Raw genomic sequence first — 21,842 nt, 5'->3', positions numbered from 1 at the left:
CGACACTTGTCACTTTCTATACATATATTGTTTAAAAACTGACATCTACTCTAGGGTAAATAAGGATCGTTTTAATGCAATGTCGACCAAGTTGCGGCGCATGTTGTACAGCTCCCTCCATCAGTACCCCCATTCCAGGTATGCCTGATGGCAAAAAAGCAGGCGAGCCCTGCATACAATTACTGGACGATTTGCGCTGCGCTTTGTTTGGACAATCGACTCGCCCCAAGGTGTGCGAAGATTTCACCGCGGAACACTATGTATGCGGCGACTCAAAAACAGACGCCATACGCATTTTAACCCAACTTGAAAATGACACTGCCCCCATTCCGTCTCGCTCATCAATAAGGATGCCTTAATGACATTAGTAAAACACATCATTCCGCTGATTTGCGTAAGCGTTCTAATCAGCGCCTGCTCTTCTTCAAATCAAGCACCACGCTTTGTTGTAGTACCTCCGAGCGAAGCGCAAATAGAAAGCAGCGTCAAAGACCAAGTATTGCTCACACTCAATGCCTTTACACCGGTGGCTGGCCAAGCGCTGCCCAACAACACCGTACTAGACGCCTATGAAATGCGTGAATACGAACCGATTTGGATCAAAGACAAAACCATTAATATGTCTATCTACAAGCTGGTCGACTTACTGGAGCAATCTTACACTCACGGCCTAAACCCCATCCATTACCACGCCGGCATTATCAAAGAATACCTTGATATTAAAGAGCCAACGCCACAGCAATTGGCGGAAATGGACGTTATTACTACCATCGCCTTGACAAGCTATGCCCACGACTTAAGCAACGGCCGTTACGAACCTCAACTTATTGATCCAAACTGGCAACTCGACGCCCCCAGTAACAACTGGAAAGATTTGCTATATCTAGCGTCCGCCACCGATATGGTTAATTCTTTGCCTTTGTTAGCCCCTCGAAGCCCTCAGTATCAAGTTCTACAAAAATGGCTCGTGTATTACCAAGACCTTGCCATTAAAGAAAAAGACATCTTTGTGAGCGCAGGTGTGCCGTTGTCCCAAGGGGACGAAGGCCCACGTGTTGCACAACTAAGGGCACGTCTTGTGCAGCTGGGCGATATTCGCTTTTCCACACGCAAGGTCAATGAAGAAGAATTTGATGACCGCCTACGAGAAGCGCTTATTCGCTTTCAACAGCGCCACCATTTATCCGCAGACGGTGCCGCCGGCTCCCGAACCATTCAAATGCTCAACATTCCTTTAAAAGAGCGTGCAAAACAGATTGCCTATAATTTAGAAAGATGGCGCTGGATGCCCAGTGAACTGGAGTCTAATCGTATCTGGGTCGATCTTACCAACTACACAGTAGATATGTTTCTCCATGGTGAGCGCACCTCTATGAAAGCGGTGATCGGTAAAAAAGAGCGTAAAACGCCCGTTTTTAAAGGCACCATGACCTACATGGTTGCCAACCCAACATGGCGAGTCCCCCACAGAATTGCACGAGAAAACCTATTGCCTAAACTGCAATCTGACCCCAATTATTTGGTCAAACATGGCTATAAGCTTTATTCAAGCTGGAGCGTTTCCGCTAAAGAGTTGGACTCTACTAAAATCAACTGGAGCGCCATCAGTGAAGACAAGCTAGCTTATCGCTTCGAGCAAGAACCCGATGAAGGCAATGCGCTTGGTCAGTACAAATTCATGTTCCCCAACAAAAATGAAATTTACTTGCACGATACGCCGGCAAAACATCTGTTCCGCGAGAATGACAGAGCCTTCAGTTCTGGCTGTGTGCGCTTAGAGAGTCCTGCTGAATTTGCTCAAGAAATCACCAAAGGCTTTAAACAATTTGATGAAATGAACTCGGCCATGAAAAATGGCTCTAACACTGTGATCTCATTGCCTACCTACATCCCTGTCTACTTGGTGTACTTTACCGTTGTGCCCAATGCTAATGGCATGCTGGAATTTAGAAACGATGTTTACGAGCGCGACGCTCTAATGGAAGAAGCCATGGGATATTCTCCTTTTAAAGCTAGTGACTCTATCTAATATTTTTGCTTTGCTCGCGTACACCATAAAAAACGCCTCATAAACCAATGAGGTTTATGAGGCGTTTTATTATGTCTTACGCTGTTTAAATTCTATTTCACCATGATGCACACGGTGATTTCTTCGCGGTCATGATACAGATGCTTAATTTGATAGTGATAACCAACGCCTGCTTTTTTCAGCAAGCTCTCAATAGCCTCAAGGCACAACACCACTTCTTGATAGCGTTTTTTCATCGGCAGTTTTAAGTTAAATACCGCTCGACGTGTCCAACCATTCGCTAGCCATTTGGCCATTAGCTCAGCGACTTTAATCGGACGCTCCACCATATCGCACACCAACCAATCAACCGTATAAGGTGGCTCATATTTGAAACCGTCGGCTTTTTCATGATCGACCAAGCCAGTAGACATAAGCTCTTTTTGCATAGGGCCGTTGTCAATGGCAATCACGTGGATGCCTTTCTTAACAAACTGATAAGTCCAACCACCCGGTGCTGCCCCTAAATCTACGGCCGTCATGCCTTCAGTTAAGTCTCGACTTAACGTTCGCTCTGGAACAAACTGCAAAAAAGCTTCTTCGAGCTTCAACGTTGAACGACTCGGTCCCGCTGCAGGAAATCGTAAACGGCGAATCCCCATAGGGAATTCACTGCGACAAGAAGCGTAAGAAACACCTAAATAAGCCGAACCACCATCCAACATAAACACATGGTGGCGCACACCGACGGCTTTATTGCGTAACACACCGGATTTCTTCCAACCTTCGCGCAGAGGTTTTTCAAGCTTTTTGATTAAACTTGATAAGGATTTTGCTTCGTTAGTATCCGCTGTTTCAATCCATATTTCTTCGGCAAGGGGCAATTCGCGCGCTGCCTCCAGCAGAGATTCTACGCGACCACCCTGCTCTAATTCGATCACGTCGTTAACTGCAATAATCTGACGAGCAAAAATTAGGCGATTAAAATCCAACTGCTGTATTAAGGTCTCTCCCGCATCACTTTGCTCAAAGTTATACACAACAAAACCTGAATCCGGCACGACCTTGGCGTACCCATAAAACCCTTTCTTACTGGCGACGTCAGACAGCTCTGCCGCACAGTCTTTTTCAAACCCTTGACGGCAATACACCAAAACATTTTTCATTCATATTCCTTCTTAGTCAGCCACAACGACCACTAAGTCTTATTAATTACTTTTTAGACGGCCAATGTAAGGCCGCTTCATCAAAATTCGTCATTACAAACTGCACCAACTCATCCGAGTAGTATTCCCCCGAGCGAGCAGGATACAGATATTCTTTAGGTTCACCTTGCCATTCAAACGCCAATCGATAAGCATGAAGATAGCCTCGGTCCGCATCTTCACCACTGTATCTAGCATCCCCGAGGATGGGTGAGCCAATGCTTTTCAATGCCACACGAATTTGGTGTGTTTTACCCGTTAGGGGTCTCACATAAAACACCCTAAGTCCTTGATAAAATGCTGAAAAAAACTGCGTCTCAGCGACATTCTCTAAGGTTTTGGTTAACTTCCATTGACCCCGTCGACTGGGCGACATTCCCCCTGTAATCGTCCCTTGTTTCTTCTTGGGCTTTTTGGCCGACAATGCCAAATAACGCTTCTCAACCAAATGCTGCTCAAATAACGACCCAAAGGTCGCCGCCGCTTGACTGTTACAGGCCACAAGCAACAGACCCGAGGTCATTTTATCCAGCCGATGCACAGGGTAAAAAGTGTGATCAGGATAGGTTTGAGACATATATTGCATCACGCCGACCGATTCTGACTCCGCATGGAAGCTCATGCCTGCCGGTTTTTCAATTACCCAATAATCATCACAACTATAAACGACAGTGATCAAAGCAGCCTCTTCACGAAAAATAAAGAAAAAATCGATTAGCCAACAAGTTTATCCACAGAGAAAGTGGACAACTCATATGTCAATACAAAGAAGTAACTATATTCTAATACTGGTACTCGGACTGTACCGAAAGTTGATTTCGGCCATTTCGTTTAGCGGCATATAGACCCTTATCCGCTTGAGCCAAGATCTCTTCGTAACGAGATACATGGGAATCAATGGCAGCTAATCCTATGCTCACGGTGACAGGAATCACAATGCCGTGATCGGTTTCAATAAGCATGGCTTCAACGGCTTGGCGCATTTTTTCCATCACGCTTTCAGCGTCACTCAAACTGGTGTCACGCATAATCACAATAAACTCTTCGCCGCCGTAGCGACCAATTTCATCTTGCGGACGAATCACATCGGCCATCACAGCAGCGACCTTGGTCAACACGAGATCGCCGGCTTCATGGCCGTAGGTATCATTGATTTTCTTAAAATGATCCAAGTCCACAATGGAAAACACACAAGATTCAGAATTGATCACAGAGTCCGCGAAAATATTTACCGCATCGGCCAAGACCTTACGTCGGTTAGATAAACCGGTTAATTCGTCTTTTTCCGCCAAGGTTCGCAAATGATGATTAACCGATTTTAATCGACTCATGACCAAACTAATCATTAATGCAAAATTGATTGCTACTAAGAAAAAAACCAAACTGATGGAAATACTTTTATCCACTGCTGTGAGTAACATCCCACGCGTTTCCAAAAGTTCACACATTAAAAACAAAGCTAATGAAGCACAAACCAGCCAATATTTGTGCGCTCGCTGATCTGCTCTAAACACGACAAATGCATAGGAAATGACATTAAGAAAAAACCAATGGAAGCCACTGCCTGTACCAAAGTAAAACACACTTAAAATAGTCACCTGAGCAATCTTAGTGACTGGCATTAACCATTGAGCACGAGAAAAATGACCGATGTAATTGTAACGCAAGCCCGCCAAACCAATGAGCAGACCTAAAGAAGAGAAAAAAGCCACGGCATACATTGAACGCGTTGCAAAAACCACCAGCATAAACAGCGAGCTGGCGCAAAACATCATATAAGAGAAGTTAACAACGTGCTTTTGGTTTAAATCGTTGTCAAACTCATCATCAAAGCCTAAATTTAACAGCTTATTTATCGTTGTTTTTATCGATGCAAACACAGTGCCCCACATTGATCAATTGTTATCGAAGCGACATTATCAAAGCAAGGAATAAAACAACCTTGTCCGTAATGAGACGTCCACAATGCTAAAATAAAGGCCATTATTCTACAGAGTATCCTGCACTTTTCCTATTCATAAGGCCGCAGGATACAAATCTCCAACATAACATGACGCCTATGGTGGGTATAACAGCAAGTTGTAAATAACGTCATTAAAGACAAATGAGTGAAAATCTCGTATTCTACGCCGCGTTAATAAAGTGTATTGGCATGATAATTGATATCCATAAATCAAATTTTAAAAAAACACTTTAAATTTAACTAATCGGTCAAATAAGTGAAAGCATTGCATTTTTGTCGCACCAAAGTGGCACATAACCCGGCTCATATTGGTGCGAAATGATTCTATGTTTTGTAATATGCGCGCATACGCGGCGCAACACGTAATAAATAGCCTTTTAGCATTTACTTAATCTTAAAGATAAGGTGCCAGAACATTGAAAAAACAACATTTGGTATCACGACTTGAACTTGTCAAGCTGACCAAACAGTACCCAGGCTGCCTTGCCAACGACAACATCAGCATAACGCTTATGCCCGGTGAAATTCATGCTTTATTAGGCGAAAATGGTGCTGGAAAAAGCACCTTAGTTAAGAGTATTTATGGTGTCGTTTCTCCTGACGCAGGTGCCATTATTTGGGATGGTAAAGAAGTTGATATCAAATCGCCTTCCATAGCGCGCGATTTGGGAATCGGTATGGTGTTTCAACACTTTTCTTTGTTCGAAACCCTAACGATTAGTGAAAATATCGAGCTCTGCCTGAGTAAGACTCAACTTCACCAAATTGGCGATTTAGCGACTCGTATAACTGAATTATCTGAAGAATACGGTCTAAATGTTAATCCAACCCGATATGTTCACTCTCTCTCTATCGGCGAACGTCAGCGTGTTGAGATCATGCGCTGTCTTGTGCAGTCAGTAAAACTACTCATTCTTGATGAACCCACCTCAGTGCTGACCCCACAAGAAGTCGCCGGATTGTTTGAGGTTCTTCGCACGTTATCAGAAGAGGGTTGCAGTATTTTATTTATCAGCCACAAGTTGCATGAAGTGACAGAAATCTGCCACAAAGCGACTATTTTACGTGGCGGTAAAGTCGTTGATACTTGTGTGCCTAACGAAGAAACACCTGCCTCTATTGCCAAAATGATGGTCGGCGACTTAGCTGAACAAGACGCCGGTTACGTTAAAAGAGAAGGTCAAGAGCGCATATTTGAAGTGGATAACCTGTCTCTGCCTTCTAAACAACCCTTTGGCACGGCGTTGAAAAACATTCAGTTTGACCTAAAAGCCGGCGAGATTTTGGGAATTGCAGGCGTCGCGGGCAACGGTCAAGACGAGCTCATGGCGGTTATTAGTGGCGAAGACGAACGGAATGTCAAAAATCAGCTGTCTTTAAATGGTGCTCCTATCGGTCATTTGCACGCAGGAGAGCGACGCAAGCGTGGTATGGCGTATGTTCCTGAAGAACGCTTAGGACGAGGTGCCGTGCCAGACATGAGCCTATCCGAGAACACCCTGCTAACCCACAGTGATGGTTTTATCAAAAAAGGCTTGGTCGATTGGCAAAGCATCAAAGACTACACCGCTTCCATCATTAAAAAATACAAAATCAAATGTCACGGCGAGTTTTCCGAGGCGAAAAGTCTCAGTGGCGGCAACCTGCAAAAGTTCATTATGGGGCGTGAAATTGGTCAGAACCCGAGCGTCTTAATTTGTGCTCACCCAACGTGGGGAGTCGATGTGGGCGCAGCTCTCGCTATCCACCAAGCCTTACTGGAACTAAGAGATCAAGGTGCGGCTATTTTGCTAATCTCAGAAGACATCGACGAGCTATTTTTATTGGCAGACCGAATGGCTGCAGTCTGTGATGGCTACTTGTCTCCCGTCGTCAAAACAGATTCAACAAACATAGATCAAATAGGACAATGGATGGCGGGTACCTTTATTGACACGATTAATCAATCAACGCAAGGAGCTGGCGCATGATTCGCATCCAAGCTCGAACTGAGCCCAGCTCGTTAATGAAAGTACTGTCGCCTGTGTTGGCCATCGTACTGACATTAATTTTCGGCAGTATTTTGTTTACCGCAATAGGTAAATCACCATCGCAAGCATTGCACGTGTTGTTGATTGCGCCCTTGGCAGACAGCTACAACATAGGCGAAATGTTCGTTAAAATGGCGCCTCTTTTGTTGTGTGCTGTCGGCCTTTCGCTTTGTTACAGAGCGAATATGTGGAACATAGGCGCTGAGGGTCAGCTTCTTGCTGGGGCGCTAGGCGGCTCCGCTATGGCATTGTATTTCATTGACTCTGACTCTGTTTTTGCTTTGCCGATCACCTTACTCGCCGGTATGGTATCGGGAATGCTTTGGTCTGCCATTCCGACGTTTTTAAAATTACACTTCAACTCCAACCTCATCTTGACCACCATCATGTTTAACTATATCGCTTTGTATCTTTTGATATGGGCGGTACACGGTCCATTGAGAGATCCTGATGGCTATGGCTTTCCTGAATCGGCAATGTTTTCTGATGCTACTATGTTACCGACTTTGTTTGAAAGTAGCCGTACCCACTTGGGAATTGTGTTTGCTGTGCTGGCTGGCGTGGTAGGTTGGTTTATTTTAAGCAAAACCCACCTAGGCTTTCAAATTCGCGTGTTTGGGGCCGACGAACCTGCCGCACGATACGCAGGTTTTAGCGGCAAAAAACTAAGCTGGTTTGTGATGTTGTTTGCTGGTGCCTTGGCAGGACTTGCCGGCATTGGTGAAACCTCCGGACCCATTGGTCAGTTGGTTCCAAATGTTTCTCCAGGTTACGGCTACTCCGCAATTATCGTGGCGTATTTAGGGCGACTACACCCTATCGGTGCTATTTTAGCCGCCGCATTTATGGCCGTACTTTATATGGGCGGCGATTTGGCACAAATTGAAATGGGTATACCTGTTGCCGTTGTCAGTATGTTCCAAGGGGTATTGTTGTTCTTTTTATTGGCGTGTGATTTCTTCATCAATAACCGCCTTTCTTTTACCAATCAAGCGACAAATTAGGAGCCTATTATGGACTCAGATCTTATTATACAAATCTTATTTGCCGCGATAAAAACCGGGACTCCGCTTTTATTCATCGCCTTAGGCGAAGTTATTTGTGAAAAATCGGGCGTGTTAAACCTAGGCCAAGAAGGCATGATGCTAATGGGCGCCGTGGTTGGTTTTCTAGCGGCCTACACAACGGGAAATGCCGGCCTTGGGGTCATAGCCGCTATGCTAATGGGCAGTATCATGAGCCTTATTTTTGCTTTTTTGGTTTTACATCTTGGGGCAAATCAAGTGGCTACAGGACTGGCACTAACTATCTTCGGTACTGGCTTAAGTGCTTTCATTGGCTCTGGTGTTGTGGGTCAGACCCTTCAAGGCTTCCAGCCTATCGCTATTCCTTTATTATCAGACATTCCCTACTTGGGTCGCATTTTATTCCAGCACGATATTTTGGTGTATACCTCTTTCGTTATGACCTTTGTACTTATGTTTGTAGTGAACAAAACTCGCATTGGCTTAACCTTGAAAGCTGTTGGCGAAAACCCTCACGCTGCTAACGCCATTGGTATTAAGGTGCTCAGAGTACGTTATTTAGCGGTCATGTTTGGCGGTGTCATGGCGGGTATATCAGGCGCTTATATGTCATTGGTTTATACACCAATGTGGGTAGAAAACATGACAGCAGGACGAGGCTGGATCGCTCTGGCGTTGGTTGTGTTTGCCTCATGGCGGGTAGGTCGCATTATGCTGGGCGCATACCTATTCGGTTTGGCCAGTATTATGCATCTGGTTCTACAAGGGCTAGGCTGGTCTATTTCACCGAACCTCTTGGCCATGTTGCCTTACGTCGCCACCGTAGTCGTGATGGTGATCATCAGTGCAGACAAATTTAAAGAGAAACTCTTATCGCCTCGGTCTTTAGGCAAGCCCTTTGATCCTAGACAAATGGCATAAGAAGAAATTTATACCCTTTAAAATAGTCTTATATATGTGATTTAAATATAATTTTAGTTAATACAACAAAATCGCCTCAGTGGCAAAAGGAGCAGCAATGAAACTTAAAAGTTTACTGGTTAGTTTGGGATTATTAGCAGGAGCCTCCCTGGTTCACGCCGAAGACCCATTTAAAGTAGGTTTTGTCTATGTCGGCCCAGTAGGCGACTTAGGCTGGAGCTACGAACACGATATGGGTCGTAAAGGCTTGGAAGAATACTTTGGCGATAAAGTAGAAACCACATTCGTTGAAAACGTGCCAGAAGGTGCCGATGCAGAACGCGTTATCACGCAGTTGGCTAAATCTGGCAATGACATGATCTTCACTACGTCTTTTGGTTTTATGAACCCAACAGTGAAAGTTGCGAAACGCTTTCCAAATGTAACTTTTGAACATGCCACTGGCTATAAACTGTCTAAAAATTTGGGCACCTATGTATTGCGTACTTATGAAGGCCGCTATATTTCTGGTGTCACCGCCGGCATGATGACCAAAACCGATACCATTGGTTACATCGGATCTTTTCCTATTCCAGAAGTTATTCGTGATATCAACGCCGTTTACATGGGTGCGAAAAGCGTCAACCCAGACGTGAAAATCAAAATCGTCTGGGCGAACACCTGGTACGATCCAGGTAAAGAAACCGATGCAGCAAATGCGTTAATGGACCAAGGCGTAGATATTTTATTGCAACACACAGACAGCCCAGCGCCACTTATTGCGGCGGAAAAACGCGGTTTACGTGGTATTGGTCAAGCGTCAGATCAAAGCAAGTTTGCTCCTAAAGCGCACATTTTCTCTGTTCGCGATGATTGGTCTCCGTACTACATCAAACAAGTACAGGCCGTTATGGATGGCACATGGGAACCTAAAGATTTCTGGGGTGGATTCCAAGACGACATGCTAACGCTAGCGTCTATTAACTCGAACCTGCCTGCCGATGTTCGAGCTAAAATCGATGAAACGCACGACAAAATCAAATCAGGTGAATTTAAGCCTTTTACTGGCCCAATCACAGACAATAAAGGCAACCTTGTTGTGCCTGCAAACCATTCTTTGACTGACGTAGAACTTGCGAAAGTGAACTGGTATGTAGAAGGCATTACCGACGAGATTCCTCGCTAATACATCTAGTTCAGCGCGGATAGGTATCTCTGCCAAGTCTTACAACCTCTAAGCAAATAAACAGATTTCTGTTTATTTGCTTTCTTTTTTTACACTAACATCGTTTCCCATTGTCATTAAGTCACCAAAGGTATCGCTATGGACACAACAAACACATTGATTGCGCTTTCTAAAGCCATGCCAAAAACCGAGCTACATTTACACATAGAAGGCACGTTTGAACCGGAACAAATGTTTGCCATTGCACAACGCAATCAGGTGGCCCTTAAATACGATTCCGTTGAAGCATTAATCGCTGCGTACCAGTTTACTAACCTTCAAGACTTCCTTGACCTTTACTACCAAGGCATGTCTGTCCTTTTGCATGAAGAAGATTTTTACGATCTCACCATGGCCTATCTGACGAAAGTACACAGTGAGAACGTGGTGCATGTGGAGATTTTTTTCGACCCCCAAGGTCACTTGTCTCGCGATGTGTCTTTTGATGTGCAAATCAAGGGCATTTATCGTGCCCTTCAAGATGCTAAGCAACAGTGGGGCATGACCAGCAAGCTCATAATGTCTTTCTTAAGACATCTTAGTGAAGAAAGTGCCTTTGAAACCTTGGCCTTAGCCAAACCCTATTTAAAGTGGATTGATGGTGTTGGTCTAGATAGCTCAGAGCTTGGCCACCCTCCAGAAAAATTTCTACGAGTTTTCCAAGCCTGCAAAGCATTAGGACTAAAAGTAACCGCTCATGCAGGTGAAGAAGGACCACCAGAATACGTGTGGCAGGCCATTGAAGACATTGGCGTTGATCGAATAGATCACGGCAACCGAGCACTGGAAGATAACAACCTAATTTGCACCATTCAACAACGTAATTTAACCCTTACCGTGTGCCCCTTATCTAACTTAAAGCTGTGCGTCGTGGACGATATGAAAGACCACCCCATTACCCGCATGCTGGCGCTTGGTTTAAAAGCCACGGTCAATTCAGACGACCCGGCCTACTTCGGTGGTTACATGAATGACAATTACGCCTCTTTGATTCAACACACAGGTATAAATCTAGCTCAACTGTATCAATTAGCCAAAAACGGCATTACCGGCAGCTGGATGACAAGGGCCCAACAATCTGTTCACCTCAACACGCTGGACGCCCTCTTTAAGCAATACAAATAAATAAAGCCGTTCTTCATCGTGCGTCTCGCCCAGACAAAAGCGACGTATATCGCGTCGCTTTTCGTTTTACCAGTATGATAATATGGCGTTTTTTATTATTGAGCCATTCTTATGACAACCTCCGCTTTCGACGACACTTTTTATCGTTTGCCCAGCAGTGAACGCTACGATCAGGTGCTGACTCTAATCAAAAAACAACACGCAATCTGGACGCTGGCCGACAACGAAGGCTGTTTAATTATTGATCTTGGCAGTGATAAAGTACTCCCCATTTGGCCAGAACAAGCCTTAGCCCAAGCTTGGGGCGAAAAAGATTACGAAGGCTTTCAGGCGCTTGAAATTAAAGCAACTGACTGGATTGAAAAATGGCTACCTGGCATGGAAAAAGACGGCTTTGCCGTTGGCGTTGCCCCTAATTTAGCTGGCGAATGCATTGTGTCCTCAGCGCAAGAGCACAGGGCAGACATTCAGGGTTAATAAAATTACATTTAAGTACAAAAAGCTTTGGGTGTTAGCTCAAAGCTTTTCAAAATGAATGACGTCAGACAGTTTCATTAATTGGCTTTCTCAACAATGTGCTAAGCACCTCTTTTTTCAGCATTACCCTTTTACTCCTCTTCAAGCCAAACAAAAAGTTCATTTTTACAAAGTAATTCATTAACAATAGATTGCTGTGTTTATTATATTAGATAAATTGAATGAGCACTTTGTTAATACCCCGATTCTACAGATAGAAGATAAATCGGTTATTTTGCATTTGATAACGCACTTATTCTTTAAAATTGTTACTGCAACAAAAGAAAACACTCAATAACATAGATTTACAAATAGATCTGGCTTTTTTTTCATGATAAATTCTTACCTCGTAGATGCACTTTTCATGCGTTATTTACCTCTTCGTAATATCACACAAAGTAACAGCGGCTGTCTCCATGGACGAGACGCTGCATCTACACTCTTCATAACGACAAAAAACGCTTATAGCGAATCACAATCGAGGACTTTCTATGCAAGCATTCATTGATTTCTTAAACGGAGTCATTTGGAGCCCTGCCCTAATTTATTTGTGTTTAGGTGCCGGTTTATTTTACTCAATACTTACCCGTTTTGCCCAAGTACGACATTTCAAAGAAATGTGTTCTTTACTTTTCAACTCAAACGACTCAGACAAAGGCATCTCGTCTTTCCAAGCCTTAGCTGTGTCACTTTCAGGTCGTGTGGGTACCGGTAATATCGCAGGCGTTGCCGCTGCAATTGGTTTTGGTGGCCCTGGTGCTGTTTTCTGGATGTGGGTTGTGGCGTTTTTAGGCGCAAGCACCGCCTACGCAGAATCAACGCTTGGTCAGCTTTACAAAGAAAACGACAACGGCCAATACCGTGGTGGCCCAGCGTATTATTTTGAACGCTGCCTAGGCTCAAAATGGCTGGGGGTGTTGTTTGCTTTTGCTTCCATCCTTGCGTGTGGCATCTTCCTTCCAGGCATCCAAGCCAACTCGGTGGGTAATGCGGTAACGCAAATCTTCGGTGAAGGTGTGGTGGTTTCTAGCTCTTTCGGTGATGTGGGTTCTACAAAATTAGTAGCGTTAGCGGCTATTTTGTTGGTGTTGGCCTTTATCATTTTTGGTGGCATCAAACGCATCGCAGGCTTCACACAAATCGTCGTGCCGTTTATGGCGCTAGGTTACATTGTGATGGCTTTGATTGTCGTGCTCTTAAACATAGACAAGGTGCCTGGCATCTTCGGTATGATCTTCTCTGATGCGTTCACCGCTCAAGCCGGTTTTGGTGCAGCGATTGGTTGGGGCGTGAAACGTGGTGTTTACTCAAACGAAGCAGGTCAAGGTACTGGTCCTCATGCGGCGGCCGCGGCCGAAGTGCAACACCCTGCACAGCAAGGTTTGGTTCAAGCTTTTTCTGTGTATGTTGATACCTTGTTTATCTGTACAGCAACCGCCTTAATGATCTTGATCACTCAACAGTACAACGTGCAAGGCACCTTGCCAGATGGTCAGTTCATCGTACAAAACGTCGATCCTTCCACTATTATTGCTTCCCCTGCCTTTACACAAATGGCCTTGGCCAGTGTGTTTGGTAGCATTGGACCAATCTTTGTGGGTATCGCCTTGTTCTTCTTCGCCTTCACAACGATTTTGGCGTACTACTACATTGCAGAAACCAACGTGGCGTACCTTCGTCGCGCATTGAAAATTAACGTGTCTTTGACTTTCGTTAAGCTATTGATCATGTTCATGGTAGCTTACGGCACAGTTAACACCGCAGGTTACATTTGGAACCTAGGTGATGTAGGCGTGGGCTTAATGGCTTGGTTGAATATTGTCGGTATCATCGCTATTTTCTTCATGTCTCGTCCGACCATGAAGACATTGCGTGATTACGAAGACCAAAAAGCCGCTGGCGTAACAGAATATACCTTTAACCCGAAAGCCCTTGGCATCAAAGGCGCGGAGTTCTGGGAAAAACGTTACGACGAACAGCAAGCTCAGAAAAACGCGAAGAAATAATCTTTTCTAAACGTTCAAAAAAAGCCACTTCACGGTAATAGTGAAGTGGCTTTTTTTGTTTCTTGTAACGACTTAAAGCAAGGTCACCACTGCAAACAAGGCCGCAACTAAAGCATAAAAAAGCATGGGCACAATCGTACGCTTAATGATGTAACCCTCTTGGTTTTTAATGCCTAGGATCGTCGAGACAGCAATAATGTTGTTAATGCACACCATGTTCCCCATGGCCGCACCAGCCGACTGCAAAGCCAACACCAAGGTCACAGGCAAACCCACCTCTTGTGCGATGCCTAATTGAATGCCACCAAAAGTGATGTTGGAAACCGTCGCGGAACCCGAGAAGAAAGACCCTAACCCACCCAACAAAGCGGCAGCATAACCCCAGTAATCGCCCAATAAGTTGGCAAACGCCTGTGCCAGCAACAACATAGGTGCGGCGTCACCACCTTGCATCATCAGCTTCACCATCACCAAAGCACCAATTAACGACAATACTGGCAAAAGTAAGCGTTGGCCGGTATCACGAAAAGATCGGCTTACCAGAGAGCGCGACATGCCAAAAAGCGGAATACAAATCAGTGAGACGATTAGGAAAGGGATCATCGCCGGCACATACAAACTCTTATATTGCCAACTGACAGACGTACCTAAAATGTTATTTAGGCTAAAGACTAACGCTTGGCTTAGCTCAAATTCGGTTGTGCCCATTTGAGCCGACCACAAAGGCACCATGCTGTTGAGTAAATCTTTTATGCCCCACTGGGGAATTCGGGTAACGATAAGAATCAGAATCAGCAGCGCAAAGGGTAAAAAGACTTTTGCCACTTGACGCAAGCTAACCGGTGCGTCTTCGTTACTCACCTCAGACGCAGCCTTCAAACCCAAGCCTTTTTTTGCAAAAAACACATTAAAACCAAGGCCAACTGCGCCACCAATCAAAGAGGGAAACTCATAATTCCATTGGGCAAACAGCACATACGGCACAGTACAAGACAGCACACTCAGAACAATAAACACCGTATTCTGACGAATTTCTTTCCAGCTCAATAAGAAACGCAATGCCACAAAAGGAATCACTAACGCCGCCAGACTATTCAACAGCGCCGTTTGCTTTGAAATATCCATCAATTGAAGTTCAGAAAGCGGCAGTGCCGACAGACCAAACCATATCGGTGTGCCCACGGCGCCAAATGATACCGGCACCGAGTTCATCGCTAAGGTGAAAATCGCCACAGGAATGGCAGGAAAACCCAATCCCACCAAAATAGGCGCAGCAATCGCCGCAGGCGTACCAAAACCAGACGCGCCTTCAATCATAAAGGCAAACGCCCAACCAATAATCATCAACTGAGCCACTTTATTGGTGCTGATGCTTTTGAGCCACTGACTCAATACCGCCTCAGCACCGGAAAAGAACAAAATACGATTCAACAAAATCGCCCCAGCAACAATAGAAATAGGCGTCAAAACAGACAATACGCCTGCCACCACATTAGCGCTCAGCAAACGCATATCCGCCTGGAACAAAAACAACTGAATGAACGCCACCATTATGGCGGTTAGAGGCAGAGCAATGTGCGAAGGCACGGCATTGCGCTTCGTCATGGCCCAAATTAGAAGCAAAATGGGTAAACCAGAAACAAAAGTAGTCATGCTTTTCCTTGATGAGTTAACAGCAAACGCTCACAGCCCATAAAAAGCGAATGCAAGAATGGCGCGCAATTCTAACATTGATCACACACCACCATCATTAAACAGTATAAAAACAGTGATAAAACGCACAAAATATTCAGTTTATGACGTTTCTCTGTTTCATTTAGGCATAAATGATAAAGCGTTGTGAGTGTCTACCATTTGCTAAACACCCATCATTCGGTAAACCAAGCACGTTTTGTTCCTGATTGCGTTATACTGCGCAGATATTACGCCACTTTATTTTTACTCACCCATTTGAGCCACTTATGTCATTTTCAACGCTAGGATTATCTCCTGCTATTATTAAAGCCGTGCAAGATCAAGGCTACCAACACCCAACACCCATTCAACAGCAAGCCATCCCCGTCATTCTCGCTGGAAAAGACCTCATAGCGACGGCGCAAACAGGCACAGGTAAAACAGCGGCGTTCGTATTGCCCATATTGGAAAAACTTCAGCACATTCAAACGCGCCGCAGCAAACGCATCAAAGCCTTGATCATCACACCAACACGAGAATTGGCGGTGCAAGTCGCGTCCAATGTGGCTCAATACAGTCAACATTTAAACGTCCGCTGTTTGGCCGTCTATGGCGGAGTGGACAGCGACGCACAAAAACAAAGCCTGATCGAAGGCGTAGACATTCTCGTCGCCACACCGGGTCGACTGCTGGATTTGGCACATCAACGGGCGGTGCATTTTGACGAACTGGAACACCTCGTGCTCGACGAAGCCGATAGAATGGTTGATATGGGCTTTGTTGACGATATTTACAATATTCTCGACCGACTGCCATCCCAGCGTCAAAATTTGCTTTTTTCCGCCACCATGACCGACAGCGTGCGTGTGATTGCGAACGAATTTTCCGACAGCAAACAAGACAAGCCTGCGTTTGAAATCGCTATTTCGCCTAAAACCAAAGCTGCTGCGAACATCAAACAATGGTTGATCACTGTCGATAAAGACACCAAATCGGCCTTACTGAGTCACTTGATCAAAGAGCAAGAATGGGATCAGGCACTGATCTTTATTGAGAAAAAACACGGGGCGGCCAAACTCGTCGATCAATTAGCTAAACGCGGCATTATTGCCGATTCCATTCATGGCGATCGCAGCCAAGCTATGCGCGAGCAAATTTTAAACCAATTTAAATCCGGTGAACTCAAATACCTAGTGGCAACGGGCGTCGCGGCACGCGGTATCGACATCGGCGCATTAAGCCGTGTGGTGAATTACGATCTGCCATTCAAACCAGAAGAGTACATTCACCGCATTGGTCGAACCGGTCGCGCTGGTGCCAGCGGCGAAGCTATTTCGTTTGTTGCCATGGGAGATTTTAAAAACCTCTGTGCAATCGAAAGTCGCCTCAACCACCTTATTGAACGTAAAGAAATCGATGGCTTCCCCGTACGCAAAGTCGTACCGGTTTCTATTTTAAATTACGTTCGCAAGAGCCAACGCTAAACCCTATAAAAGGTCTTACTTTATGTCTTTATTATTTGAAGAAATCGACAGCCAAGACTCGCCATTAGGCGAAATTTCTTTACGTAAACGTCGCATTCCGACGTTTGGCGACCGTGATATTTACGAAGTAAAACTCGGTGAAGAATTTTTGATGTCGAGCATGTTTGTCGACGCGGAAGAAGCTCTATCCGATCTCGGTTTAGCCCAAGTCAAAGGCGAGAATTTGAGCGTTGTTGTTGGCGGATTAGGCTTAGGCTACACCGCCGTCGCGGCGTTAAAAGACCCACGAATCAAAGAACTCTTGGTGGTCGATGCCCTAGAAACCGTGATCAGCTGGCACCAAAAAGAACTCGTGCCACTGGGTAAAGTACTCAATGAAGATTCACGAAATCGCTACGTACTCGGCAGTTTTTTTGACCTTGCCACGGCCCCAGAAACAGGCTTTGATCCAACATCTAACGGTAAAAAATTCGATGCGATTTTACTCGACATCGATCACTCCCCTACCGAGTTTCTCAACCCTTCCAACGCCGGTTTTTACACCACTGACAACCTCACGCTCATGGCAGAGCAGCTTAAACCCAACGGTGTGTTTGCCATGTGGTCACAAAACCCACCGGAGGACAATTTCATTGCTCTACTAGGCACGGTTTTTAACCAGGTCGACGCTCATCTGGTATCTTTTTTCAATCCCTTTCAAGGCAAAGACTCCACCAACTCGGTGTATGTTTGCGTAAAAAACTGACATGACGGCTTAGAATAACAAAGAGCGATTCATTTCAACTGACTCGCTGTTTGTTGTTTGCAATGAAGTCTCTTTAAAAATTCAGGAGCGAAGTCAGCCCCATTCGGCCAGACCAGTGTTTCTAACTCAGGATCAAGGGCAACCTGATTAAATGTCTCAACGCTTTTAAGCGGTTCAAACATAGGCCCTTTTAACTCATCGGTGAGATCAATGTTCCCCGAGGTTCCGTCATCAAATGCCACCCAAAGCCTGAAACCTGAAAGATACTTTACCGATGTTACATGCAACATAACTTACTCCAGTGGGTCGATAGGATTTAAAGGCTCACCGGCTCTTGCTCGAGACCAGTTTTCTTCTAACTCAACTTTGTGGATATCAATCCATTCTTGGACAAAAGTACAGGCTCTTCGTGGCAATTCACCATCTAAAACAACGCCGTCAAAGTCAAACAAGGCTTCATAGCCAGAATATTTGGCATGAAAATGAGGGGGATTGTGATCGTTAAAATACATAGCAATCAAAATCCCATAAAAACGACTAATCACAGGCATTCCTTTGCCCTCCGTGTGGTCATGTTTTAGGTCAACCAACTATCGTAAATTTTAGAACAATTTCAGATAGTAAGAAAATTTTCTAACTTCCTTTTACTGCCCTGCTGCTTCTTTTTCGCGATAAGCGTAGGTGGCGTCAAAACGCGACTGTATCCAGTCACCGCTGAGGATGGCGTCATATTTCGCTGGTTTTTCTGCCGTGGCACAGCTAGGCACGCATTCCACATTGGTTTCGTAATCGGGTTCCACGAAAAATGGGAAGGAGTAACGATGTACGTCTGGCAAGGACGCTCTCACACGGTGCGCGGTCGACACGTATTCGTCGTTGGTCCAGCGTTGCATTAAGTCGCCAATGTTTACCACGATGGCGTTTTCAATAGGCGTCGCATCAACCCATTCACCTTGACGAGTCTTCACTTGCAATCCACCAATTTGATCTTGCAACAATAAAGTCACACAACCGTAATCTGTGTGAGCGCCTGCGCCATTGTCGTGTTCGCTGGCTGGACGCGGCGGGTAATGGATCATGCGTAACACAGTCACATGGTTCTGAAAGCATCGGGTGAAAAAGTCGTCGTCTAGAGACAGGGCTTGCGCCATAGCGGTTAGCAGCTTTTGCGCGACCTTAAAGGCTTCCACATAATAGTCTTGCAGTACTTCGACGGTTTTTGGATCACTTGGGTTTTGATTAGGCCCGTACATGGTTGGGTATTTCGCCGCTAAAGGGTGATCGTTTGAAAAATCCAATGCCATGTCGAAGGTTTCTTTCCAGTCGGCGTGGCCTTTTTCGTCTAACTGCTCTTCGCCGATATTGCCATATCCACGATGATTGATGCTGTGTTTAATATCGATGGCATTTTTGACATCTTGTGGCTGACCAAAAAAGCGCTTCGCCTCACGCATTAAGGCCGACATAAGCTCATTCGGGATGCCGGTATTAATCAAATAGAAAAAGCCAATTTCTCGACACGCTGTGTCTAACGCCTGTATTTCACTCTGACGAACGTCGCTGCTGCCGTGAGTCAGTTTGGATAAATCAATTAATGGGATAGACATTGCCCTGTTCCTTACATTCTGGAAGATAATTTAATAAGTTGAGTGTGCTTGGTATTAAAACGCTTTAATCCCACTTCGCCGAAATCGACGACTATCATAGGTTTATCGCCTTGCTCTTGGCGGACGATAACACCTTGGCCAAACTTGTCGTGACGAACCTTGTCACCGGGTTTTAAACCATTTTGCGCCTCCACACGATGGTGGAACACTAACGACGGAGAAGGTTCCACCGCGCTTAAATAACGCTGAAAAACCGCGCCCTTTTCGGAAGCAATGGGTGTGCCAGAGGGCACATCGTACCAGGCTTCACAAATTTGACTAACAGCGTAAGGCTGAGCTTCAAACACAAAGCGGGATAAGGACAAACTTTTGACCGCCGCACGAGGAATATCGCCCTGCTTCATGCGTTTATGCTCGTCAGCCGTCGGTGTTTCAAGGATCACCAATTTTTTCCTAGCACGAGTAATGGCCACATAAAACAAACGACGCTCGGAAGCCAAATCGCTGGCGGCTTGCTTGTCAATGGCGCTCAAATCTTCGTCGTAATAGGGGAAGCGCCCCTCTTGTAGCCCCGACAACAACACCTGATCAAATTCCAACCCCTTAGACTTATGAATCGTCATCAGGTGCACGCCATGGCTGTCGTCGGTGTGCCTTTCATTCAAGGTGGCAAGTTGCTCTAGAATAGACTGAGCTTCACCGCCCACACCGCGAACATAAGCCATAAAAGCATCGCAGGTGGCAATTTTCTCTTGGGTTTGGATGTCTTTGCTGCTGGTGCTTTCAAAGTAACGATAAATGCCCAGTTTCTCCAAGGTGTGCGCTAAGCCTTGCGCCGGATCGCGGCGATACATGCCTAAGCTGCGTAACCAATCTGCCCGTTCATAAAGCTTTTTCGCACGCCAGCCATCCATCGAATCCGCCAGTGTTTCTATCATTTGTGGCAACAAATGGGGTGACTGACGAGCCTGCTGAATCAAGGTTTTTCGTTGTGCCATGGAGCCACCCAAACTGGGAACGGTCAGTAAATACTCCACATCATCCCGATGAAAAAATACCGCAGGATTTTCTAAGCCACCCGCAATCACCGCCAAATACGCCATTAACATGCGAATTTGACGATTTTCCAACAAGGGTGAATCCCCATGCAATTGATAAGGTACACCCTTGTGCATCAAGGCCAGTTGCACCGGCACCATGTCGCTGTAAAGACGAACCAGCACGGCACTGTCGCTCAGGGCATGGCCTTCATCTACCCAAGATTTCAGCTCTCCCAATAGAGCTTTTCCGGTTTTTGGCGCACGAGCAAAAGACACTCTAGTACGCTCGCCAGCGCCGATTACCAAGGCATCTGGGTCATTTTCACTGATCACGCTGGACGCCATTAACCCCACCGCATGACCAAAACGAAAACTGCTGCTCAGCGGGTAAGTCACCGCTTTATCGAAGTCTATATCGAACTGGGTCGCCATGATCTCAGGGCTAGCACCACGCCATTCATAAATGCATTGTTGCACGTCACCCACAATCATCCATTGACACGGCGCAGGATAAAGCCGCTTTAACAACTCATACTGACAGGGGTTGATGTCTTGAAATTCATCAATAAGCAAGTAGCGAAAATCCGGCACCAGCTGCCTGACTCGTAAGCACTCTGCTTCGGGCAATTCGCTGATCAACTGATAAGGGTCACTGAGCAAGTCAGCAAAAAAACGGACGTTATCGCGTTTGCGTAAACGTTCTAGTTCATCGTATAAGTCGGGGAAAAAACGTCGCTCAGTTGACCAACCAAGAGCATCAAAAACACGTTGTGCCGATTGGTCCGACGCTTTCACTTGATCGATAAACAGTAGGGCATCTTCTAGCCAGTCTTTTTCATCTTGCAAAGAAATCTGATCGCCTTTGCGCACCAAGCGTTGCAAGGCGTCGCGCAACATTTTCACTAAACTAAAATCGTCCGTCACCAGCTTGGCGGCTGGCAACCAATTTTGCTGTTCTAAGCGTCGGCAAAACTGCATACCAAAGGCATGAAATGTCATCACACTCGGAGAACGAAAGTACCCTGCTGCGTTTAAGCGCTTGCTCAAACGCTCAGCAAACTCCGCTTGGGCGCTTTTGTTAAACATAAACACGCCAATGTGTGAAGGATCGACACCTTGCGCCAATAAATGCTCGATACGAGCGATTAAGGTCGTGGTTTTCCCCGCCCCCGCCACAGCAATGACTTTCGCTGGCGTGGTCAAGTCGTGATCAACGACCCCTTGCTGCTCATCGGTTAACGACGAGGATAGGCGGGCATCAGATTGTACAGCTGTCAAAATAATCTAAC

Annotated in this window: 19 protein-coding genes; 11 read left to right on the top strand and 8 right to left on the bottom strand. The window is 45.6% G+C overall.

The genetic code is table 11. The features are described 5' to 3' along the window. Nucleotides 1-74: 74 nt before the first annotated feature. Complete coding sequence (locus J9B83_RS03275; protein ID WP_211535300.1) at nucleotides 75-359, top strand: YkgJ family cysteine cluster protein; 285 nt, start codon at nucleotides 75-77, stop codon at nucleotides 357-359. After that, nucleotides 359-2,029 (top strand): L,D-transpeptidase family protein, encoded by a 1,671-nt coding sequence (locus tag J9B83_RS03270; RefSeq protein WP_211535299.1) that lies wholly within the window; start codon nucleotides 359-361, stop codon nucleotides 2,027-2,029. The genes J9B83_RS03275 and J9B83_RS03270 overlap by 1 nt, the downstream gene beginning before the upstream one ends. Nucleotides 2,030-2,121: 92 nt before the next feature. On the opposite strand, the gene rlmM is transcribed toward J9B83_RS03270, so the two are convergent. From rlmM to J9B83_RS03255, 3 genes are all read right to left on the bottom strand, one after another. Then, on the bottom strand, nucleotides 2,122-3,174 hold the full coding sequence (gene rlmM, locus J9B83_RS03265) for a 23S rRNA (cytidine(2498)-2'-O)-methyltransferase RlmM (protein WP_211535298.1): 1,053 nt from the start codon (nucleotides 3,172-3,174) through the stop codon (nucleotides 2,122-2,124). A gap of 46 nt (nucleotides 3,175-3,220) precedes the next feature. After that, the gene (locus tag J9B83_RS03260; RefSeq protein WP_211535297.1) at nucleotides 3,221-3,892 is read right to left on the bottom strand and encodes a TIGR01621 family pseudouridine synthase; all 672 of its coding nucleotides are present in this window, start codon (nucleotides 3,890-3,892) and stop codon (nucleotides 3,221-3,223) included. A gap of 103 nt (nucleotides 3,893-3,995) precedes the next feature. Continuing rightward, a complete protein-coding gene (locus tag J9B83_RS03255; RefSeq protein WP_211535296.1) occupies nucleotides 3,996-5,093 on the bottom strand; it encodes a GGDEF domain-containing protein in 1,098 nt (365 codons plus the stop codon). Between the two features lie 499 nt (nucleotides 5,094-5,592). On the opposite strand from J9B83_RS03255, the gene J9B83_RS03250 reads away from it, so the two are divergent. The 7 genes from J9B83_RS03250 (at nucleotide 5,593) to J9B83_RS03220 (ending at nucleotide 14,003) form a co-directional block, all read left to right on the top strand. Then, nucleotides 5,593-7,146, top strand: a complete 1,554-nt coding sequence (locus tag J9B83_RS03250) for an ABC transporter ATP-binding protein (protein WP_211535295.1) — start codon at nucleotides 5,593-5,595, stop codon at nucleotides 7,144-7,146. Then, nucleotides 7,143-8,210 (top strand): ABC transporter permease, encoded by a 1,068-nt coding sequence (locus J9B83_RS03245; RefSeq protein WP_211535294.1) that lies wholly within the window; start codon nucleotides 7,143-7,145, stop codon nucleotides 8,208-8,210. The genes J9B83_RS03250 and J9B83_RS03245 overlap by 4 nt, the downstream gene beginning before the upstream one ends. 9 nt (nucleotides 8,211-8,219) lie before the next feature. Continuing rightward, on the top strand, nucleotides 8,220-9,152 hold the full coding sequence (locus J9B83_RS03240) for an ABC transporter permease (RefSeq protein ID WP_211535293.1): 933 nt from the start codon (nucleotides 8,220-8,222) through the stop codon (nucleotides 9,150-9,152). Nucleotides 9,153-9,249: 97 nt separating this feature from the next. Then, nucleotides 9,250-10,317 (top strand): BMP family ABC transporter substrate-binding protein, encoded by a 1,068-nt coding sequence (locus tag J9B83_RS03235; protein WP_211535292.1) that lies wholly within the window; start codon nucleotides 9,250-9,252, stop codon nucleotides 10,315-10,317. A gap of 138 nt (nucleotides 10,318-10,455) precedes the next feature. Continuing rightward, entirely contained in the window at nucleotides 10,456-11,481 is a 1,026-nt protein-coding gene (locus J9B83_RS03230) for an adenosine deaminase (RefSeq protein WP_211535291.1), read from the top strand. Between the two features lie 111 nt (nucleotides 11,482-11,592). After that, nucleotides 11,593-11,958 (top strand): DUF2750 domain-containing protein, encoded by a 366-nt coding sequence (locus J9B83_RS03225; RefSeq protein WP_211535290.1) that lies wholly within the window; start codon nucleotides 11,593-11,595, stop codon nucleotides 11,956-11,958. Nucleotides 11,959-12,488: 530 nt separating this feature from the next. Further along, entirely contained in the window at nucleotides 12,489-14,003 is a 1,515-nt protein-coding gene (locus tag J9B83_RS03220; protein WP_211535289.1) for an alanine/glycine:cation symporter family protein, read from the top strand. Between the two features lie 72 nt (nucleotides 14,004-14,075). Here the strand turns inward: J9B83_RS03220 and J9B83_RS03215 are convergent, their stop codons facing one another. Continuing rightward, a complete protein-coding gene (locus J9B83_RS03215) occupies nucleotides 14,076-15,656 on the bottom strand; it encodes an L-lactate permease (RefSeq protein ID WP_211535288.1) in 1,581 nt (526 codons plus the stop codon). A 308-nt stretch (nucleotides 15,657-15,964) separates the two neighbouring features. Here J9B83_RS03215 and J9B83_RS03210 point away from each other — a divergent pair, with 308 nt between their 5' ends. Both J9B83_RS03210 and J9B83_RS03205 read left to right on the top strand, forming a co-directional pair. Beyond that, nucleotides 15,965-17,161, top strand: a complete 1,197-nt coding sequence (locus J9B83_RS03210) for a DEAD/DEAH box helicase (RefSeq protein ID WP_211535287.1) — start codon at nucleotides 15,965-15,967, stop codon at nucleotides 17,159-17,161. A gap of 22 nt (nucleotides 17,162-17,183) precedes the next feature. Next, a complete protein-coding gene (locus J9B83_RS03205; protein ID WP_211535286.1) occupies nucleotides 17,184-17,906 on the top strand; it encodes a polyamine aminopropyltransferase in 723 nt (240 codons plus the stop codon). Between the two features lie 29 nt (nucleotides 17,907-17,935). On the opposite strand, the gene J9B83_RS03200 is transcribed toward J9B83_RS03205, so the two are convergent. The 4 genes from J9B83_RS03200 to J9B83_RS03185 form a co-directional block, all read right to left on the bottom strand. Then, entirely contained in the window at nucleotides 17,936-18,196 is a 261-nt protein-coding gene (locus J9B83_RS03200) for a DUF2442 domain-containing protein (RefSeq protein ID WP_211535285.1), read from the bottom strand. A gap of 3 nt (nucleotides 18,197-18,199) precedes the next feature. After that, nucleotides 18,200-18,457 (bottom strand): DUF4160 domain-containing protein, encoded by a 258-nt coding sequence (locus J9B83_RS03195; protein ID WP_211535284.1) that lies wholly within the window; start codon nucleotides 18,455-18,457, stop codon nucleotides 18,200-18,202. Between the two features lie 93 nt (nucleotides 18,458-18,550). Continuing rightward, nucleotides 18,551-19,513, bottom strand: coding sequence for an isopenicillin N synthase family dioxygenase (locus J9B83_RS03190; protein WP_211535283.1), 963 nt, complete (start codon nucleotides 19,511-19,513; stop codon nucleotides 18,551-18,553). An 11-nt stretch (nucleotides 19,514-19,524) separates the two neighbouring features. Next, entirely contained in the window at nucleotides 19,525-21,831 is a 2,307-nt protein-coding gene (locus J9B83_RS03185; protein ID WP_211535282.1) for an ATP-dependent helicase, read from the bottom strand. Nucleotides 21,832-21,842: the final 11 nt, after the last annotated feature.

The organism is Marinomonas vulgaris, assembly GCF_018145875.1.
In the GTDB taxonomy this organism is placed as follows: domain Bacteria; phylum Pseudomonadota; class Gammaproteobacteria; order Pseudomonadales; family Marinomonadaceae; genus Marinomonas; species Marinomonas vulgaris.
Note: the sequence above shows the minus strand (reverse complement) of the source record. Positions and strands in the feature narration are given on the sequence as shown.

Coding starts and splice junctions, on each gene's coding strand:
- J9B83_RS03275 (WP_211535300.1), top strand. CDS start 75: ATGCAATGTCGACCAAGTTGCGGCGCATGTTGTACAGCTCCCTCCATC.
- J9B83_RS03270 (WP_211535299.1), top strand. CDS start 359: ATGACATTAGTAAAACACATCATTCCGCTGATTTGCGTAAGCGTTCTA.
- rlmM (WP_211535298.1), bottom strand. CDS start 3,174: ATGAAAAATGTTTTGGTGTATTGCCGTCAAGGGTTTGAAAAAGACTGT.
- J9B83_RS03245 (WP_211535294.1), top strand. CDS start 7,143: ATGATTCGCATCCAAGCTCGAACTGAGCCCAGCTCGTTAATGAAAGTA.
- J9B83_RS03240 (WP_211535293.1), top strand. CDS start 8,220: ATGGACTCAGATCTTATTATACAAATCTTATTTGCCGCGATAAAAACC.
- J9B83_RS03235 (WP_211535292.1), top strand. CDS start 9,250: ATGAAACTTAAAAGTTTACTGGTTAGTTTGGGATTATTAGCAGGAGCC.
- J9B83_RS03230 (WP_211535291.1), top strand. CDS start 10,456: ATGGACACAACAAACACATTGATTGCGCTTTCTAAAGCCATGCCAAAA.
- J9B83_RS03225 (WP_211535290.1), top strand. CDS start 11,593: ATGACAACCTCCGCTTTCGACGACACTTTTTATCGTTTGCCCAGCAGT.
- J9B83_RS03220 (WP_211535289.1), top strand. CDS start 12,489: ATGCAAGCATTCATTGATTTCTTAAACGGAGTCATTTGGAGCCCTGCC.
- J9B83_RS03215 (WP_211535288.1), bottom strand. CDS start 15,656: ATGACTACTTTTGTTTCTGGTTTACCCATTTTGCTTCTAATTTGGGCC.
- J9B83_RS03210 (WP_211535287.1), top strand. CDS start 15,965: ATGTCATTTTCAACGCTAGGATTATCTCCTGCTATTATTAAAGCCGTG.
- J9B83_RS03205 (WP_211535286.1), top strand. CDS start 17,184: ATGTCTTTATTATTTGAAGAAATCGACAGCCAAGACTCGCCATTAGGC.
- J9B83_RS03200 (WP_211535285.1), bottom strand. CDS start 18,196: ATGTTGCATGTAACATCGGTAAAGTATCTTTCAGGTTTCAGGCTTTGG.
- J9B83_RS03195 (WP_211535284.1), bottom strand. CDS start 18,457: ATGCCTGTGATTAGTCGTTTTTATGGGATTTTGATTGCTATGTATTTT.
- J9B83_RS03190 (WP_211535283.1), bottom strand. CDS start 19,513: ATGTCTATCCCATTAATTGATTTATCCAAACTGACTCACGGCAGCAGC.